The 18,608-nt window shown below is 61.0% G+C and carries 17 protein-coding genes; all 17 read left to right on the top strand.

Annotated features, from left to right (window positions below):
* Positions 1 to 78 precede the first annotated feature (78 nt).
* The gene (locus ACYQ6M_RS17230) at positions 79 to 1,098 is read left to right on the top strand and encodes an ABC transporter permease (RefSeq protein ID WP_460074743.1); all 1,020 of its coding nucleotides are present in this window, start codon (positions 79 to 81) and stop codon (positions 1,096 to 1,098) included.
* Between the two features lie 10 nt (positions 1,099 to 1,108).
* A complete protein-coding gene (locus ACYQ6M_RS17225) occupies positions 1,109 to 2,140 on the top strand; it encodes an ABC transporter permease (protein ID WP_460074742.1) in 1,032 nt (343 codons plus the stop codon).
* 209 nt (positions 2,141 to 2,349) lie between these two features.
* Positions 2,350 to 3,303, top strand: coding sequence for a substrate-binding domain-containing protein (locus ACYQ6M_RS17220; protein ID WP_460074741.1), 954 nt, complete (start codon positions 2,350 to 2,352; stop codon positions 3,301 to 3,303).
* 100 nt (positions 3,304 to 3,403) lie between these two features.
* On the top strand, positions 3,404 to 4,492 hold the full coding sequence (locus tag ACYQ6M_RS17215; RefSeq protein ID WP_083660834.1) for an ABC transporter permease: 1,089 nt from the start codon (positions 3,404 to 3,406) through the stop codon (positions 4,490 to 4,492).
* Between the two features lie 10 nt (positions 4,493 to 4,502).
* Entirely contained in the window at positions 4,503 to 5,330 is an 828-nt protein-coding gene (locus ACYQ6M_RS17210; RefSeq protein WP_075284501.1) for an ATP-binding cassette domain-containing protein, read from the top strand.
* 103 nt (positions 5,331 to 5,433) lie between these two features.
* On the top strand, positions 5,434 to 6,438 hold the full coding sequence (locus ACYQ6M_RS17205; protein ID WP_460074740.1) for a Gfo/Idh/MocA family oxidoreductase: 1,005 nt from the start codon (positions 5,434 to 5,436) through the stop codon (positions 6,436 to 6,438).
* The gene (locus ACYQ6M_RS17200) at positions 6,435 to 7,391 is read left to right on the top strand and encodes a sugar phosphate isomerase/epimerase family protein (RefSeq protein ID WP_075284503.1); all 957 of its coding nucleotides are present in this window, start codon (positions 6,435 to 6,437) and stop codon (positions 7,389 to 7,391) included. The genes ACYQ6M_RS17205 and ACYQ6M_RS17200 overlap by 4 nt, the downstream gene beginning before the upstream one ends.
* 5 nt (positions 7,392 to 7,396) lie before the next feature.
* Positions 7,397 to 8,467, top strand: a complete 1,071-nt coding sequence (locus ACYQ6M_RS17195) for a fatty acid desaturase (protein ID WP_460074739.1) — start codon at positions 7,397 to 7,399, stop codon at positions 8,465 to 8,467.
* Between the two features lie 21 nt (positions 8,468 to 8,488).
* Positions 8,489 to 8,800 carry a MocE family 2Fe-2S type ferredoxin gene (locus ACYQ6M_RS17190; RefSeq protein ID WP_075284505.1) on the top strand — a complete coding sequence of 104 codons (312 nt, stop codon included), beginning with the start codon at positions 8,489 to 8,491 and terminating at the stop codon, positions 8,798 to 8,800.
* A 4-nt stretch (positions 8,801 to 8,804) separates the two neighbouring features.
* Complete coding sequence (locus ACYQ6M_RS17185) at positions 8,805 to 9,584, top strand: TIM barrel protein (RefSeq protein WP_460074738.1); 780 nt, start codon at positions 8,805 to 8,807, stop codon at positions 9,582 to 9,584.
* Positions 9,585 to 9,587: 3 nt separating this feature from the next.
* Positions 9,588 to 10,775 carry an NAD(P)/FAD-dependent oxidoreductase gene (locus tag ACYQ6M_RS17180; protein ID WP_075284507.1) on the top strand — a complete coding sequence of 396 codons (1,188 nt, stop codon included), beginning with the start codon at positions 9,588 to 9,590 and terminating at the stop codon, positions 10,773 to 10,775.
* Positions 10,776 to 10,824: 49 nt separating this feature from the next.
* A complete protein-coding gene (locus ACYQ6M_RS17175; RefSeq protein WP_075284508.1) occupies positions 10,825 to 11,643 on the top strand; it encodes a 3-methyl-2-oxobutanoate hydroxymethyltransferase in 819 nt (272 codons plus the stop codon).
* A 4-nt stretch (positions 11,644 to 11,647) separates the two neighbouring features.
* A complete protein-coding gene (locus ACYQ6M_RS17170; RefSeq protein WP_460074737.1) occupies positions 11,648 to 12,706 on the top strand; it encodes a Gfo/Idh/MocA family protein in 1,059 nt (352 codons plus the stop codon).
* Positions 12,707 to 12,748: 42 nt separating this feature from the next.
* Entirely contained in the window at positions 12,749 to 13,750 is a 1,002-nt protein-coding gene (gene iolG / locus ACYQ6M_RS17165) for an inositol 2-dehydrogenase (RefSeq protein WP_460075701.1), read from the top strand.
* Positions 13,751 to 13,804: 54 nt separating this feature from the next.
* Complete coding sequence (gene purU / locus ACYQ6M_RS17160) at positions 13,805 to 14,689, top strand: formyltetrahydrofolate deformylase (protein ID WP_075284509.1); 885 nt, start codon at positions 13,805 to 13,807, stop codon at positions 14,687 to 14,689.
* Between the two features lie 51 nt (positions 14,690 to 14,740).
* Complete coding sequence (locus tag ACYQ6M_RS17155) at positions 14,741 to 16,657, top strand: bifunctional 5-dehydro-2-deoxygluconokinase/5-dehydro-2-deoxyphosphogluconate aldolase (RefSeq protein WP_460074736.1); 1,917 nt, start codon at positions 14,741 to 14,743, stop codon at positions 16,655 to 16,657.
* Positions 16,654 to 18,495: a 3D-(3,5/4)-trihydroxycyclohexane-1,2-dione acylhydrolase (decyclizing) gene (gene iolD, locus ACYQ6M_RS17150; protein ID WP_460074735.1), complete on the top strand. Its 1,842-nt coding sequence runs from the start codon at positions 16,654 to 16,656 to the stop codon at positions 18,493 to 18,495. The genes ACYQ6M_RS17155 and iolD overlap by 4 nt, the downstream gene beginning before the upstream one ends.
* Positions 18,496 to 18,608: the final 113 nt, after the last annotated feature.

The raw sequence follows: 18,608 nt of genomic DNA, 5'->3' as shown, positions 1-18,608 counted from the left end.
GGCGACCCCACAAAAATCAAAACAAAAAAAACGCGCCAGGCCCCATCTGACAACCGGCGCAGACAGGTAACGCTCAAGATGTCGACGCACACTCAAACTCGTGGAAAGGGGTTTTCGCCAGGCCAGCTGGTCCGTCGTCCCGAAACCGGGTCCCTGATCGGTTTCGTCGTCGTCTACACCTTCTTTGCCATTCTCGGCGGACCCGTCTTTCTGGGTGCTCCCGGCTGGTCCAGCTGGCTGAACATTGCGGCAGAAGTCGGCATCATCGCGCTTCCCGTCGGTCTTTTGATGATTGCCGGGGAACTCGATATCTCGGTCGGGTCCGTCGTACCCGCGTCGGCCATGATGACGGCGATGCTGTCAGGCCACTACGATCTGCCGGCCTTCGTCGGGATCGCGGGTGGCCTCGGCGTCGGGTTGCTGGTCGGCTTCGTGAACGGCATTCTCGTCACCCGCACGCCAATCCCCTCGTTGATCGTTACCATCGGCGTGATGTTTGCGGTCATGGGACTGACGCTCGGCTTCGCGGTTCTGATCCGTGGATCGACCAGCGTTTCCTACGTCCCGGACCCGCTGACCAAGGCACTGCTCGGCCAGTTCATCAATGGCATGTTCAACGTTGCGATCCTTTGGTGGCTGGGCTTCGTCGCTGTCTTTTTCTATTTCCTGCATGTTTCCCCACTTGGGAACTGGGCGTTTGCGATCGGCGGAGACCGCGAGAGTGCGCGCAATGCCGGAATACCGACCAGCAAGGTCACCATCGGCCTCTTCATGACTTCCGGATTTGCGGCTGCCTTTGTCGGTGTCGTGCAGGTCATGACCTATCAGACTGCCCAGGTCGCCGGTGGACAGGCCTTCATCTTCAACTCGATCATGTGCGTGGTGATCGGCGGTGTGTTGCTGACCGGCGGCTCGGGGTCGATTGTCGGCATCGTGCTCGGCACCATGACCTTCGCAGTCGTCAATCAGGGCATTTTCTTTGCCTCGCTCGACCCGAACATCGGTTCGATCATTATCGGCGCCCTCCTGCTGGCGGCGGTCCTGTCCAACGATACCTTCCGAGCGCTCGCCACGAGCGCGGCGGCGAAGAAGAAGTGAGGGCTGAGCAATGGACATGATCGCAAGCCTGTTCCGTAAACCCGCCACCGCAGCCATCCTGAGCCTGATCGGTGTGATCGCCTTCTACGTGGTGATCGGCGGTGTCGATCTCGGACAGCTCTTCAACGCTGCGAGCTGGGTGAACTACGCTGCGCGTATTGGAATCGTCGCGATCCCGGTTGGTCTGCTGATGATTTCCGGCGAGATCGACATTTCCATCGGAGCCATGATCCCCGCCGGCGCGATGACGACCGCGATTATCTCCGGATACTACGAGCTGCCGATGATCTTCGCAGTGCTTGGCGCACTCGCCATCGGCGTGATTGTCGGCGCGATCAACGGCGTCCTGGCTGTGCGTACGACTGTGCCCACGCTGATTATCACCCTGGCTACATTGGTGGCCATGCAAGGCATTGTCCTGGCTGGCTCAAAACTTCTCACAGGCAGCGCTTCCGTACCGCTGAATGCCCCCGACTGGGCCAAGACAGTCTTTGGTCATCTGATGTTCGGCGGCAGTCACCAGGTAGTTATTGTCTGGTGGGTGATTATCGCGGTCGTCTTCTGGTTCGTGATGCACAAGACCAAATACGGCAACTGGATCTTCGCAATCGGCGGCGACAAGCAAAGCGCACGCAATGCCGGGATCCCGGTCGACGGTATCACCATTTTGCTCTTCATCCTGACCGCTACCTCGGCCTCCTTTGTCGGCATGTGCCACGCAATCCTGTTCAACTCCGCGCAGGTGTCGGGCGGCATGAACGACATCTTCAACATCATTGTCAGTGTGGTTGTCGGCGGCGTGCTTCTAACCGGCGGGTACGGCTCGGTCGCGGGTGTTTTCGTTGGCACGATCACCTTCGCGATTGTCACCAAGGGCATCGACTTCACCGATATCGACCGGAACTGGTCGAACCTGATCGTCGGCCTGATGTTGCTTGTCGCAGTTGCCCTGAACGAGATTTTCCGGCGCGCTGCGCTCTCGTATGCGCCCGGAGCGAAGAAACGAGAAACAGCGCCAAAACCCCGTGTGATGGAGGCCTGATTGAAGTGTGAGGACGAGATCAGGGCACACGTGATGTGACAAGACCAAGGATTTGCCTGGCACCGACTGACGGGTTCGCAAAACGCTGAGACGAACCGGACGCAAGGACAGGCAAGGAACGGGCATCATCTGGGAGGAACTGATGATGCCCATATCGACCCAACTCTGGAGAAGACCCCGTCAGTCGACGGTCTATGGGAGGAAGTAATATGAAATTCGGAAAGACAATTGTAGCGGCAACGGTTGCTGTCATGATGTCAACCAGCGCCATGGCGCAGAACATCGCCGTGATCGCAGGTTCGATCGAAGACGGCTTCTTCAACCTGATCAAGAAGGGCGTCGATGATGCGACGCTGATGGTTGAGGCAAACGGCGGCACGGTCAACTATCTGCGCACCCCGAACTACGACAATTTCGGCCCGGATCTCGTGACCCTGATCAATCAGGCTGTCGCGCAGGGAGTTGACGGTATCGCCATTCCGGTCTGGGTGCCGGATGCACAGGTGCCGGCCCTGAAGGCCGCTGCCGAGCAGGGCATCGTGATCATACAGTACAACGCCGGTCAGGACGTCAAGGACGACCTCGGTGCGATCAACTATTTCGGCTCTGACGAATACGTCGCGGGTGTCGCGGGCGGCAAGTATCTGGCCGAAAAAGGTGCAAAACACATCCTCTGCCACATTCAGGTGCCTGGTGCCGTCAACCTTGAAACACGTTGCAAGGGCGTGACTGACGGAGCGTCCGAAGCCGGTGCCAAGGTAACAACCCTGCGCGTTCCGGCCAATCTCGACGGTGACGTGACCGGTACCGCGGAATCGATCAAAGCCGAACTCATCGGCGATCAGTCCATCGACGCCATCATCAACCTTGCTGCCTGGGCATCTGACGCTTCTGCAAACGCTGTCGGCCAGATCGGTGGCAAGCAGATGATCGGAACGTTCGACATGAGCCCAGCCGTTCTGGAGCGGATCGCTGAAGGTCAGCAGACCATGGCCATCGACCAGCAGCCTTACCTGCAGGGCTTCCTGGCCACCTCAATGCTGTTCGCGCATCTGAAGTTTGGTACCGAGATCGCGACCGACCCGGTTCTCACCGGCCCGGCCATCGTCGATGCCTCGAACATCGAAAGCGCGCTGGAAGGCGTCAAGCTCGGCGCACGCTGACACTCGAACAGCCCCGGCCGGACCAAGCGGCCGGGGCAAGTCTGAACACTCATGCACGGCTTGCCGGGCAGTCCACCGCAGCACTGCAGGGACACACACAATGACCGACGCCACACAAAACAACAATTCGGTGCCGAGCCTCGACGGCTTCGACCTTCTCGGACTGTTTCGCCGTCCTGAAGTCGGTGCATTCGCCGGGCTGCTGATCATCTTCCTGTTCTTCAGCTATTTCGGCTGGGATCGCAATTTTCTCAGCCCACTCGGCGCCGCCAGTTGGCTGAACTTTGCATCGACGGTGGGCATTATCGCCATACCGATCGGCTTTCTGATGATCGCGGGCGAGCTTGATATCTCCGTCGGCGCGATGGTGCCGGCGGCCAAGATCTCACTTGCAATTGCCGTGGGTTTCTACGGGCTGAACATCTGGGTCGGGATCCTGGTCACCCTGCTCATTGCAGGGGGCATCGGATGGATCAACGGCATGCTGGTAACGCGGACCAAAGTGCCATCGCTGATCGTCACGCTTGCGACGCTCTTCGCTGTTGGCGGCTTGACCCTGTTCCTGTCGATCCTGCTGACGGACACCACGCAGCTCGGCCTGCCGGACAGCAACACTGATGGGCTCTCGGAATTTGTCTTCGGCACCTATCACACGTTCCGGATTGGCGGTGCAGACAACGCGATCACGCTATGGCAAGGGGTGCAGAGCTCGGTCTTCATCTGGTTGCTGATGATCGTAGCCTGCTACTATTTCCTGCATGTCTCGCCCTGGGGCAACTGGGTGTTCGCGCTCGGCGGCGACCAGGACAGCGCGCGCAATGCCGGTATCCCGATCGACAAGCTCAAGATCGGCCTGTTCATGCTGACCGCAATGGCTGCATCTCTTGTCGGCATCAGTGAAACCATTCTGTCGAACTCCGCCAGCACCACGACGCAGTTCACCATGATCTTCAACACGATCATCGCAGTCGTCGTTGGCGGCGTGCTTCTCACCGGTGGCTTCGGCAACGTCCTGGGCATTGCCTTCGGCACTGCGACGCTCGCGATCGTCCAGCAGGGCATCAACTTTACGACCTTTGACCGAAACCTGTCGAACCTCATCATCGGGGTGATGCTTCTGATCGCAGTCCTGATGAACGACACGTTCCGAAACATGGCGACGAGCGCGTCGACCACAAAGAAAAAGTGAGGACCTAGCCATGTCAGACAAAACACCCGTTCTGGAAATGCGTAACGTCGACAAGTCCTTCGGCCCGATCGACGTCCTGCACGAAATTTCCCTGAAAGTGCACGAAGGAGAAGTCCTCTGCCTTCTCGGCGACAATGGTGCCGGCAAGTCGACACTCATCAAGACGCTCTCAGGCGTGCACCAGCCAACCCGTGGCGAAATGCTGATGGACGGAAAACCGGTCCACTTCGCGCGGCCGAAAGATGCCCAGGAAATGGGGATCGCGACCGTTCACCAGTTCGGCGGGACCTATCCGCTGATGTCGATTGGGCGGAACTTCTTTGCCGGTGTCGAGCCAACCAAGGGCTGGGGCCCGTTCAAGGTGTTCGACCGGAAGAAGGCCAATGAGGTGGCGGTCAAGTCGGTGCAGGATTTCGGCATCACCCGGATTACGGACGGCGACCGTCTGGTCGGTGGTCTGTCGGGCGGCGAACGCCAGTCGCTCGCCATCGCACGGGCTGTCTATTTCGGGGCACGGGTCCTCATCCTGGACGAGCCGACGGCAGCACTTGGCGTCAAGCAGGCCGCACACGTCCTGCGCATTGTCAACGAAGCCAAGAAACGTGGCCTCGCGGTCATCTTTATCACCCACCAGGTGATGCATGCCATGGCGGTCGGCGATCACTTCGCGGTTCTAATTCGCGGCGCTGTTGCCGCTGATTTCCGCAAGGGCGAGAAGACCCGCGAACAGATCGCGGACCTGATGGCTGGCGGTGAGTCCATGGCCGATCTCGAGGCCAGCATCGAAGGCTACATGGAGTCTCACGAAGGCCACCCGCCGCCACCGGCGGCAGAATGAAATCATGTGAAAGAAGGTTTGTCTGGCCTTCTTTCTCCTCCCGCCGGCGGCCTGTCTATCCCGCAGGCCGCCGGTAGACCTCAACGCTAAAAGCAGAACCAAGATGACAACGCGAATTGCCGTTATCGGGGCGGGCCTCATGGGTGCCGACCATGCCAGAATTGTGGCTGAAGACTTGTCTGGAGCAACGCTCCAGGTTGTTTGCGACATGGACGAAGGACGCGCACGAAAGGTTGCCGACAGCCTCGGTGCCGCAGATGTCGCCACCGACCCGGAAGGCGTGATTGCCCGCAGCGATGTCGATGCCGTAATCGTTGCGAGCCCGGACTTCACCCACGCACCGCTCAGTCTCGCCTGCATCAGGGCGGGCAAGAAGGTGCTGTGCGAAAAGCCTCTGTCTCAGTCTTCTGCCGAGTGTCTTCAGGTCATGGAAGCTGAGCAGGCAGCCGGCGAAAAATTCGTGCAGCTCGGCTTCATGCGCCGCTATGACCAGTCCTATGCCGAAATGAAGCAGGCGCTGTCGGCCGGAACGCTTGGCCAGGCGATCATGATGCACAACTTCCACCGCAACGTGGAAACCCCGGCAGCGGATTTCACGGCAGATATGGCGATCACCAATTCCGCCCCGCATGAATTCGATGTCGCCCGTTTTGTGCTGGGCACCGAGTATGTCGGCATATCCGCCTTCGCGCCCAAGGGAGCCGGCGGAAAGGTCGGACCGGTCTTCATGGTGGTCGAAACCACGGCCGGTCAGCTCGTCAACATCGAGATCAACAACAACGCGTCCTATGGTTATGACGTGCGCGCTGAACTCGTCGGTGAAAAGGCCGCCATATCGCTCGCAGATCCTGTCCATTCCCGGCTCGATATCGCCCTGACCTCCCGCACGCACTATGCGCCGGACTGGCGTCCGCGCTACGGCGAGGCCTACCGCCGCCAAAACCGAGATTTCCTGAAATTCGTCGAAACGGGACTTTTCCCCGAAATCGCATCGAGCTGCTGGGACGGCTACGCCGCAGCGGTTGTTGCCACAGCGGGCGTGGCCGCGCTGAAGGCAGGCCACAGGGCGCCCGTCCAGATGATTTCCAAGCCGGAGTTCTACGCATGAAACTTGGGTTCGTTTCCGACAGTCTGGGCGGCATGTCCTTCGAGGATCTGCTCGCCAACGCATCCAGAATGGAGGTCTCCGGTATCGAGGTGAATACCGGTGGCTGGTCCACCGCACCGCATTTCGATCTTGCAGCCATGAAGGACACTCAAAAACAGAAAACCTTTCTGCAGGCGTTCACCGAAAATGGCCTGGAGATCATCAGCCTCAACGCCAACGGCAACCCGCTGCATCCGACCCAGCCGGAACAGGGACAGTGCCTGAAGGACACAATCCGTGTCGCGGGCGCCATGGGCATCAAGACCGTCTGCACCATGTCCGGCCTGCCTGCGGGCAGCACTGCGGACAAAATGCCGAACTGGGTCGTGTCGTCCTGGCCTCCGGAAACACAGACCATCCTGCGTTATCAGTGGGAAGACGTGTTGCTGCCTTTCTGGACCGAGATTGCAGCTTTGGCGAAGGAGCACGGGGTTGAGCGCATTGCCCTGGAACTTCACGGCAACCAGTGCGTCTACAATGTGCCGTCGCTTCTGAAACTGCGCGATGCAATCGGTCCTGTCATCGGTGCGAACCTCGATCCGTCCCATCTCTTCTGGATGGGCGCGGATCCGCTTGTCGCAGCCGAAGCCCTCGGCGACGCGATCTATCACGTCCATGCCAAGGACACACTGCTGAACGCACCGGTTCAGGCTGTCACCTCGCTGCTGGAAAATGGCAGCTTGATGGATATTCCCGCGCGCAGTTGGTCCTACATCACGCTCGGCTTCGGCCATGGCGAGGAATGGTGGCGGCAGTTCTGCTACCGGCTGAAGATGGCCGGTTACGACGGTTGGCTCTCCATTGAACATGAGGATGTCCTGCTCAATTCCCTGGAAGGGTTGGAGAAATCGGTCGCGCTTCTGAAAGGCGTTATGCCGGTTGCTCCGTCCGACTTCAAGCCGCAGGAGATCTGAGAGCGATGAGGACACGTGACTACAGCCTCTTGGGACCGGACGCCGACCGCGCCGTCGCGGAAGGCCTTGTCACGATGAACTGGTACCGGACCCCGGTGCCCAAGAAGCGCATGAAGGCGTTGATGCAGCGCGCCGACCAGCCCGCTATACGGGACACGGTTCTGCTTTTTGCGCTGATGATTGGCTTCGCCGCAGGAGGGATCGCTCTTTGGCCAAGCTTGTGGTCAATCCCGTTCTGGCTTGCCTATGGTGTGCTCTATGGCTCTGCCATGGACAGCCGTTGGCACGAATGCGGTCATGGCACGGCTTTCCGCACCCGTTGGATGAACAAGCTGGTCTACCAGATCGCCTGCTTCTGCATGGTCCGCGATCCCCATTGCTGGAAGTTCAGTCATGCCCGGCATCATTCCGACACGATCATCGTTGGCCGGGATCCGGAAATCGCGATCATGCGGCCGACGGACATCCTGAAGATCGTCGCCAATCTGGTTGGCCTGACCGACGTCTGGGACGGCCTGAAGCGGATGTGTGTCCACGCATCGGGCCGGATCTTGCCGGATGAGGCGACCTATATGCCGGAAAGCTCCTACCGATCGGTCGTCATGACCGCTCGGGTCTGGGTGTTGATCTACGTCGTCACAATTGCCAGCGCAATCGCGATGTGGTCGCTCCTGCCGCTCATGCTTATCGGTCTGCCAAGGCTTTTCGGTTGCTGGCACATGGTGATGTGCGGCTGGCTGCAGCATGGCGGGCTGGCAGACAACGTCACGGATCATCGGCTCAACAGCCGAACCGTCCTGATGAACCCGGTCAGCCGCTTCATCTACTGGAACATGAACTACCACGTGGAACATCACATGTTCCCGCTCGTTCCCTACTTCCGCCTTTCCGAACTTCACGAGGAGATCGCTTTCGATCTCCCGAAACCCTGTCGGTCGATTGCCGAAGGGTTCCGTGAAATGTGGCCAGCGCTGCTGCGCCAGCGCACCCACCCGGACTTTCACATTCGGCGTCCCCTGCCGGGCTCCGCCGCACCTTATCAGGACCACCCGCCTGCGACCGTTTCCGCAGCTTGAAAAAACACGAGGGATGACACCATGAGCCAATGGATTGATGCCTGCTCCGCCGACGACATCGACGCAGAGGAAGCCATCCGGTTCGATCACGGAGGCCGGACCTTCGCGATCTATCGCAACGACAAGGACGAATACTACTGCACCGACGGCTTGTGCACACATGAGGACGTACACCTGGCGGACGGTCTGGTGATGGAAAACACCATCGAGTGTCCCAAGCATTCCAGCATTTTCGACTTCACCACCGGTGAGGTCGAAACCCCGCCGGCCTGTGAAAACCTCCACACCTATCCGGTCAAGGTCGAAGACGGCCGGGTAATGATCGAGATCTAGTTCGATGAAACAACCCTTCACACTGGCCGCCTGTGCGGAAATGATCTGGCGCGACAAGCCCATGGAATGGCGCGTCAAGCGCCTGACGGAGCTCGGCTTCGGTGTCGGCCTGTGGAACTGGCCAGATCACGATCTGGATGCTCTCGAGAAATCCGGCGCCACCTTCACGATCATGAACGGTTATCTGGAGGGACGTCTGGCGGACGATGAGGGCGCGGACATGCTGCTGCGTTCCGCGCGGGAAACGGTTCAGGTCGGCAAGCGGCTCGGAGTGCACCGGCTTAACCTGCACGGCACCGGCCTTGGCGACGGCGGCATTCCGATTGCGCAAAGTGATGTGGTGACGGGCGCCATGTGGCTGAAGGCGAAGGACACACTCAACCGCATCTGCGACATGGCGGAGGAGGAGGGCGTGGTCTTCACGCTAGAGAACCTCAACCTGCTCGATCACCCGGGATGTCCGTTTGGCTGCACGGAAGACGTGCTGGCTCTCGTCTCGGCTGTCGACCGGTCGCAGCTGCGCATCAATCTCGACCTCTACCACACCCAGATCGGGGAAGGGGACTTGGTGCGCTGGTGCCGGAAATGCCTTCCGTGGATCGGCGAGGTTCAGGTCGCGGACAATCCGGGCCGGTGCGAACCGGGCACGGGCGAAATCAACTATGCCGGCGTGGCAAAGGCGCTGAGCGACATGGGCTATCGCGGCCCGGTCGGAATGGAAGCCTTTGCCAGCGGCGATCCGGAAGAGGCGCTTCAGGCCTTCCGGACAGCTTTCACGGTGTAAGTCATGAGCGGTATCGTCATCATCGGCGCAGGCGAATGTGGTGTACGGGCAGCCTTCGAGCTGCGCGGCAAGGGCTACGAAGGCGCGGTCACCTTGATCAGTGCCGAGGCGGCGCTTCCCTATGAACGGCCGCCACTTTCAAAGGACCGGTCGCTCGAGCCCAAGCTGATCCGAAGCCAAGAGGCCTACACGGACAAGGCCATCGATTTGCTGCTTGGTGTGCAGGTCGAGGTGATCGACACGAATTCGAAAACAGTGAGCCTCGCTGGTGGTGAAACACTCGGCTACGACAAGCTGCTGATCGCAACCGGTGCCCGGCCCCGGGTTTTTCCGGGCATGGAGAATTGCCTGACGCTGCGCACCATGGACGATGCCCGCACTATCCTGTCCCTGTTCGAGCCGGGCAAGCGGATCGGTGTCATCGGGGGTGGCTTTATCGGTCTGGAACTGGCAGCGACCGCCCGGCGGGCCGGGGCAGATGTCATGGTCCTAGAGGCCGCTACCCGGCTCATGGGCCGGGCCGTTCCCGAGGCAATCGCAGAAATCGTGCATGAGCGACACCTGAAGGAAGGTGTCGATGTGCGTACCGGAGCACAGGTCGCTTCGGCGGATGCCGGGTCGATCACTCTCAAGGACGGCACCATTCTTCATTTTGATCTCGTGATCGCCGGAACCGGTGCCCTGCCAAACACCCCGCTGGCAGAAGCCGCAGGTCTTGATGTCGACAATGGTATCCGGGTCGATGCCGCTTTCCGGACATCCGCGAACGACGTTTTTGCGGCTGGTGACTGCTGCAACTTCCCTTGGGCGGGAGCGAATGTGCGTCTGGAAAGCTGGCAGGCAGCCCGGGAACAGGGCGCGCATGCGGCGGCGGCAATGTTGGGCGAGACGTCGGACTATGCGCGCATCCCCTGGTTCTGGTCTGATCAGTACGACCTGTCCTTGCAAGTCGCCGGCCTCTTCGACAGCGCTGCCACCTCGGTGCGGCGCGACGTTGGCGACAACGCCTTCGTCCTTTTCCAGGCTGATGGGACAGGCCGTCTGACGGCAGTCGCCGGCATCGGCACTGGCAATTCCATCGCCAAGGAAATCAAGCTTGCGGAAAAGCTCATCGACCGGGGTGCCGTGCTTGATGAGACCGCCTTCTCAGATCCATCCGTCAATCTCAAGAGCCTTCTGAGGGTCGCCTAGGCACGCCACCCAAGAACACAACCCGAGAACTAGAGGGGGGACACCCATCATGGACCGCAACAGGACCACAGTTGCCGATATCCGCGCCAAGAAAGCTGCCGGCAAGAAGATTTCGATGCTGTATGTGACGACGCTGGACGAAGCCGCTGCGGCGGACGAGGCAGGCATCGATATGCTTTCGATCGAAGGCAAGTATTTTTCACCCGAAATGCGAAAGGCAGCCGGGCGCTGTTTTGTCCAGGTCGGTCTGCCTTACGGTGGCTGGGGTAAGTTTGACGGCCGTCATCTAGCGACCGCGGAAGACTATCTTCAAGCAGCCTATCACTTCACGTCGATGGGGGGAGACTGCTTCTATTGCGCAGCTTCCTTCGATGTCCAGAAGGTGCTCTGCGACAACCATATCCCGATCGTCGCCCATGTCGGCCTGATCCCGTCCTACATCACCTGGACCGGGTTTCGTGCCGTCGGCAAGACGGCCGTGGAAGCTGCGTCTGTCTGGAGCCAGGTCCGGAAACTGGAATCCATCGGCTGTTTCGGGGCAGAGCTTGAAGTGGTCCCCGATCGGGTTGGTGCCTGGGTCTCGGCAAACACCTCCATGATCATGCTCGGCATGGGGGCTGGTCCCGGTGCGGACGCACAGTATCTCTTCACCGAAGACGTCCTCGGACATACGGCCGGTCACAAGCCGCGCCATGCCAAGACCTATCGCAACTTTGCGGCCGAGTTCGAGCGGCTGCAGAAGGAACGTGTCGCGGCCTTCAAGGAATTCATCGGTGACGTGAACTCCGGTGCCTATCCGGCCCCGGAACACTCCGTGGCGATCGCCGACGCCGAATACGACGCCTTTCTCAAGACGGTCAGGAGCTGATCCGATGCTGGCAGCGGAAACCCGGGTGGCTCGCCCGATGCGGATCGGTCTTGTCGGCTACGGCACAGGCGGCAAGCATTTCCACGCGCCGTTCATGATGGCCGCGAAAGATGTGGACCTGACAGGCATCGTCGCTCGGGCTCCTGCGACCATCGAATCCGTGCGGGAGGATTTTCCAGACCTGCCGGTCTACGCCAGCCTGACCGACATGATCGCAGCAGGCGGCATTGACGCGGTCACCATTACGACGCCACCGCAGACGCGGCGCGACCTGGTGCTGGAGGCAATCGAGGCAGGCCTTCACGTCGTCGCCGACAAGCCCTTCGCACCTTCTGCGGAAGGGGCGCGGGAACTGGATGCGGCTGCGAAGGCAAAGGGCGTGGTGCTCGGCGTTTTCCAGAACCGCCGCTGGGATTCCGACATGCAAACGCTGGCGAAGGTCATCCGCGACGGAAGTCTCGGCAAGATCTGGCGGGTTCATTCGCGCATGGATTTCGACGATCCGGCGACACTGGAAGCCGGGCCGACCGGGGGCCTGCTGCGTGATCTCGGCAGCCATCTGGTCGACCAGATGCTGTGGCTGCTCGGGCCTGCAGTAACTGTCGATGCCCAGCTCGACTTTGTCGATCTGCCTCAGGGCAGGACAGATGCAGGCTTCACGATCACGCTCCGGCACGAGAGTGGGGCGCATTCGCACATCTCCGCCAGCAAGCTCAACCACCTCAACACGCGCGAACTTCGCGCCTATGGCGAGGCGGGCAGCTATGTCGCACAGAGCATGGACATCCAGGCCCAGTCGATATTCGCCGGTAAGCGGCCGGTGAACAATCTGAAGGACTGGGGGTTCGAGCCTCCGGCCAACTGGGGGGCCTTGCGCACCGCAAAGGGTGTCTCTCCGGTGAAATCCGAGCAGGGCCGTTACCACGATTATTACGAAGCCTTTGCCCAGGCGGTGCTTGGCGGCGGCCTGCCGCCGGTCACCGCCGAGGAGGGCGCCAGAACGCTCGCAGTGCTCGATGCCGCCAGACAAAGCGCGGCAGAAGGCCGGTCGATCTCTCTCTAGTCGCCGTATCAGGCGAACAGGTCGTTGAAAGGACCCATGAAAATGCTGAAAGTCGGTCTCCTCGGGGCGGGGCGCATCGGGCAGGTGCACGCTGCCGCCATTGCCGGGCATCCGGGAAGTGCGCTGGCCGCCATCTCCGATGTCAACATGCCGGCAGCCGAGAGCCTCGCCGAAAGATACGGAGCCAATGCCTGCAGCACGGAAGACATCATTGCCGACAGCAGCATCGACGCCGTTCTGGTCGCCACGTCAACGGACACGCATTCGGACCTCATCGAGGCCGCAACGGCGGCGGGCAAGGCCGTCTTGTGCGAAAAGCCTGTCGATCTCAGCCTTGCCCGGGCTCAGGCCTGCCTCAAGGCTGCGACGGCGAGCGGCAAACCGGTGATGATCGGCTTCAATCGCCGTTTCGATCCGAATTTTGCGGCGCTGAAAGCGTCTTTCGAGGCCGGTGATATCGGCAAGGGGGAAATGCTCTCCGTCACCTCCTTCGATCCGGCTCCCCCGCCTGTTGTCTATGTGAAAGTCTGCGGCGGTCTTTTTCGGGACATGATGATCCACGACTTCGACATGGCCAATTTCATCATGGGCGCGTTGCCCGTCACGGTCTCGGCAGTCGGGACTTCGATCGTCGATCCGGAGATCGGTGCTGCCGGCGATGTCGACACGGCCATCGTCACCATGATCTATGCCGACGGCCGTCTCGCCGTCATCCGCAATTCACGACGTGCGGTCTACGGGTACGATCAGCGTGTCGAACTGCTGGGGTCGGACGGCCTGCTGCAGGCCGAGAACATGCTTGAGAGTACGGTGGTGAAGTCGACAGCTGCCGGGGTCTCCAGTGCCAAGCCGACCTACTTTTTCCTCGAACGTTACATGCCTGCCTACAAAGCCGAGTGGGCTGCCTTCGTGGAAGCCGTAACCGGCGGCAAACCCTTGCCCGTGACGTTGCAGGACGGCGTTGCCGCGCTTGCCATGGCGGAAGCGGCAACGCTCTCCGCCCGCCAGGGCACACCCGTCAGCCTCGACAGCGTCTACCCGTAATACGGGGCGGGCAGCTCCGGCTGCCCATCGCCCCGCCAGGAGTTCTTGAAGAATATGACCCGTTTTGCCCTTCGCGTTCAGTGCCGCTCGACCCGCGGGATCGTGTCTGCCATTTCGACCTTTCTCGCCGGGGAGGGGTGCAACATTACCGACAGCGCCCAGTTCGACGACGTCCATACCGGCAATTTCTTCATGCGTGTCAGCTTCCGTTCGGAAGAGGGACGCAGCCTCGAGGAACTCCGGCAGGGCTTTGCCGCCATCGCCGGCAAGATGGGCATGGAGGCAGAATTCTTCGACGAGGACGTCAAGCGCAAGGTCATCATCATGGTCTCGCGCTTCGGTCACTGCCTGAACGATCTTTTGTATCGCTGGCGCATCGGCGCACTTCCGATAGACATCGTCGGCGTTATTTCCAACCACATGGATTACCAGAAGGTGGTCGTGAACCACGACATTCCCTTCCACTGCATCAAGGTGACCAAGCAGAACAAGCCTGATGCGGAGGCGCGCATCATGGATGTGGTGGAAGAAACCGGCGCCGAACTGGTAGTTCTTGCTCGCTACATGCAGATCCTTTCGGACGACATGTGCCGCAAGATGTCCGGGCGGATCATAAACATCCACCATTCCTTCCTGCCCTCCTTCAAAGGGGCCAATCCCTACAAGCAGGCGTTTGATCGGGGCGTGAAGAACATCGGTGCGACTTCTCACTACGTCACGGCGGATCTCGACGAGGGGCCGATTATCGAGCAGGACACGATCAAGGTTACCCATGCCCAGTCGCCAGACGACTATGTCTCGCTTGGCCGCGATGTCGAGGCACAGGTGCTAGCCCGAGCCATCCACGCCCACATCCACGGCCGGGTCTTCCTGAACGGCGACAAGACCGTCGTCTTTCCGCCGTCGCCCGGATCCTTCGCTTCGGAGCGCATGGGCTGAGAGCCCGCAAAGACAAGGAGAACGCGTTTAAAAACGCGAGAGGATTGCCCCATGACCCAGAAGAAACTCGATGTCATCACCATTGGCCGCTCGTCGGTCGACCTCTACGGAGCCCAGGTCGGGGGCCGTCTGGAGGATATGGGAGCTTTCCGCAAGTATATCGGCGGCTCACCCACCAACATGGCCTGTGGTACGGCGAGGCTGGGCCTCAGATCCGGCTTGATCACGGCTGTCGGCGACGAGCATATGGGGCGTTTCATCCGCGAGGAACTGGAACGGGAAGGGGTTGATACGAGGGGCGTCAAGACCGACCCCGAGCGGCTGACAGCTCTCGTCCTCCTTGGCATCCGCGACCGGGAACAGTTTCCGCTGATCTTCTATCGCGAGAACTGCGCCGACATGGGGCTGACGGAAGATGATATCGATCCCGACCTCATCCGCGATGCCCGCTCGGTCGTGGCGACGGGGACGCACCTGAGCCATCCGCGTACGGAAGCCGCTGTCCTGAAGGCGCTCAAACTTGCCCGTGAACATGGTCTTCAGACCGCACTCGACATCGACTACCGGCCGAATCTCTGGGGCGTCGCCGGGCATGGGGACGGTGAAAGCCGCTTTGTCGAAAGCGCCGCCGTCACCGCCAAGCTGCAGTCGACGCTGCATCTCTTCGACCTGATCGTCGGCACCGAAGAGGAGTTCCATATCGCCGGTGGTTCGACCGATACGGTGGAAGCCCTTCGTGCAGTGCGCAAGGTCTCCAACGCCACGCTCGTCTGCAAGCGCGGCGCCAGGGGCGCCGTCGCCTTCACCAGCATGGTCCCGGACGATCTCGACGACGGCATTTCCGGACCAGGCTTCCCGATCGAGGTCTTCAACGTGCTTGGCGCAGGCGACGGTTTCATGTCCGGTCTTCTGAAAGGCTGGCTTGATGACGAGGACTGGCCGGTGACGCTCAAATACGCCAACGCCTGTGGTGCCTTCGCGGTGTCCCGCCATGGCTGCACGCCCGCCTATCCGAGCTGGGAAGAGCTGCATTTCTTTTTCACTCGAGGCATCAAGCAACCGGATCTGCGCAACGACGTCGAGCTGGAACAGGTGCACTGGGCGACCAATCGCAACGGCGACTGGCCGGAGATGCGGGTCTTTGCCTTTGATCACCGCATGCAGCTTGAGCAGATGGAGGGCGCCACGAAGCAGAAGATCGGCCGCTTCAAGGAACTCTGCCTCCAGGCTGCCGGTGAAGTTGCGAGCGGGCAGGCGGGCTACGGCGTTCTTTGTGATGGCCGCCTCGGACGCGATGCGCTTTACAAGGCCGCGGGGACGGGGCTCTGGATCGGCCGTCCGGTTGAATGGCCGGGTTCCCGTCCATTGACCCTCGAGCCGGAGCTAGGCCCTGACTTTGGGGGTCTTTCCGAATGGCCGCTCGACCATGTCGTCAAGTGCCTGTGCTTTGCCCACCCGGACGACGATGCGGCCACCTGGACTGACCAGGAACAGACGGTCTTGCGGCTCTTCTCGGCGGCACGCCGCAACGGGCTGGAATTCCTGCTGGAAGTCATCCCCTCCAAGGTCGCACCGGTTGACGATGACACCACGGCACGGGTGATCCAGCGCTTCTACGACATTGGCGTCTATCCCGACTGGTGGAAGCTCGAACCTTTCAAGACCGACGCGGCCTGGGCAATATCTGTCGAGGCTATCGAGCGCAACGATCCGCGCACGCGGGGCATCGTCGTTCTCGGTCTCGAGGCGCCCGAAGCAGAACTGGCGACGTCTTTCGAGCGGGCCGCCCGGTTCCCGCTGGTGAAAGGTTTTGCCGTCGGCCGAACCATTTTTGCCGATGCTGCCCGGGACTGGTTGGCAGGCAAGGCCGACGATGTGACCGCCATTGCCCGCATGAAAGAGAAATATGCCCGCCTCTGCCGGATCTGGGACGGCGCCAGAGCTCAATGCCAGGAGAAAGTTGCATGAGCACGATCCGTCTCACCGCCGCCCAGGCCATGGTGCGGTATATCTCCGCGCAGATGACCGAGGACGGCGAGCGTTTCATCGACGGCATCTGGGCAATCTTCGGCCACGGCAATGTTGCCGGTCTCGGCGAAGCGCTGGAGCAGGCCGGCAATGCCCTGCCGACCTGGCGCGGCCAGAACGAACAGACCATGGCCCATACGGCTATCGCCTATGCCAAGGCGAAGAAGCGCACACGGGCGATGGCCGTCACCTCCTCCATCGGCCCCGGCGCCACCAACATGGTGACCGCCGCAGCCCTTGCCCATGTCAACCGCCTGCCGGTGCTGCTGATCCCCGGCGATGTCTTTGCCAATCGGGCACCCGACCCGGTGCTGCAGCAGGTGGAGGATTTCGACGACGGCACGGTCTCGGCCAATGACTGCTTCCGTCCGGTATCGCGCTACTTCGACCGCATCAGCCGCCCGGAACACCTGCTGACGGCCCTGCCGCGCGCCTTCCGCGTGATGACCGATCCGGTCAATTGCGGGCCGGTGACCCTGGCGTTCTGCCAGGACACGCAGGCAGAAGCCTTCGATTATCCGGCAAGCTTCTTCGAGCCGAAGGTCTGGCGCATCCGTCGCCCGGAACCCGACAGCCGGGACATCGCCGATGTTGTCGCCCTCATCAAATCCGCAAAGAACCCGGTTCTGGTTTGCGGCGGCGGCGTTATCTATTCGCAGGCCGAAGAAACTCTTGGCGCGTTTGCGACCAGGCACGGCATTCCGGTGATCGAGACCCAGGCGGGCAAGTCGGCGCTGGCGCAGTCTCATCCGATGAACTTCGGCACTGCCGGGGTCGACGGCTCGGCCTGCGCCAACGAGATTGCCGAAAGCGCGGACCTCGTCATCGGCATCGGCACCCGTTTCCAGGACTTCACCACCGGCTCCTGGGCGCTCTTCAAGGAACCGGGCCGCAAGCTCGTCTCCATCAACGTCCAGGGCTACGACGCCCTGAAGCATGGCGCCGTCGGTGTCATCGGCGATGCCAAGGTGTCTCTGGAGAAGATCTCAGCGGCCCTTGGCTCAGAGACAAAATCGGCTTTCAATCCGCAGTCCCGTCTTGACTGGCTGGCGAAGGTCGATGCCCACTGCAGTGCGCGGACCGATGTGCCCGAAGGCTACTTGCCGCTCGATGCAGAGGTTATCGGCGCGGTGCAGCGGACATCTTCGGAAAAGACCATCGCCATGTGCGCGGCCGGCACCATGCCGGGCGCCCTGAAGCTTCTGTGGCAGGCGCCGCAGGGTGGCTATCACATGGAATACGGCTATTCCTGCATGGGCTACGAGATTGCGGGGGCTCTTGGAATCAAGCTGGCGCAGCCGGAGCGGGATGTCGTCTGCTTCGTCGGTGACGGTTCCTACATGATGGCCAACTCGGAACTTGCGACCGCCGTCATGCGGCGGGTGCCGTTCACGGTGGTGCTCACCGACAACCGCGGCTACGGCTGCATCAACCGGCTGCAGATGGGCACCGGTGGCAACCAGTTCAACAACCTCTATCAAAACTGCAACGTCGAGGCGCAGCCGGACATCGACTTCGTCGCCCACGCAGCCGCCATGGGCGCCCACGCGGTGAAGGCAAAGGACATCGCCGATCTGGAAGCGCAGATCCTCGCCTCGAAAGACCGGGCCATCCCGACCGTAATCGTCATCGATACGGACCCGATGCATGGGCCAGGCGAGAACGGTGGCGGTCACTGGTGGGACGTTGCCGTACCGGAGGTCTCCGAACGCGCCGAAGTCAACAAGGCCCGTGAGGGCTATCTCGCGGCGCTCAAGTACCAGAACCTTGTGGATTGAGGAAGCGAGCGTGGAACAGAACCACTCCGGGCGTTTCCTCCCCAACACCTCATCCTGAGGAGGACCATCAGGTCCGCCTCGAAGGATGGGCAGCAGACACCGAACAAGCGGCC

This window comes from Roseibium sp. ROS1 (genome assembly GCF_054658215.1).
Note: the sequence above shows the minus strand (reverse complement) of the source record. Positions and strands in the feature narration are given on the sequence as shown.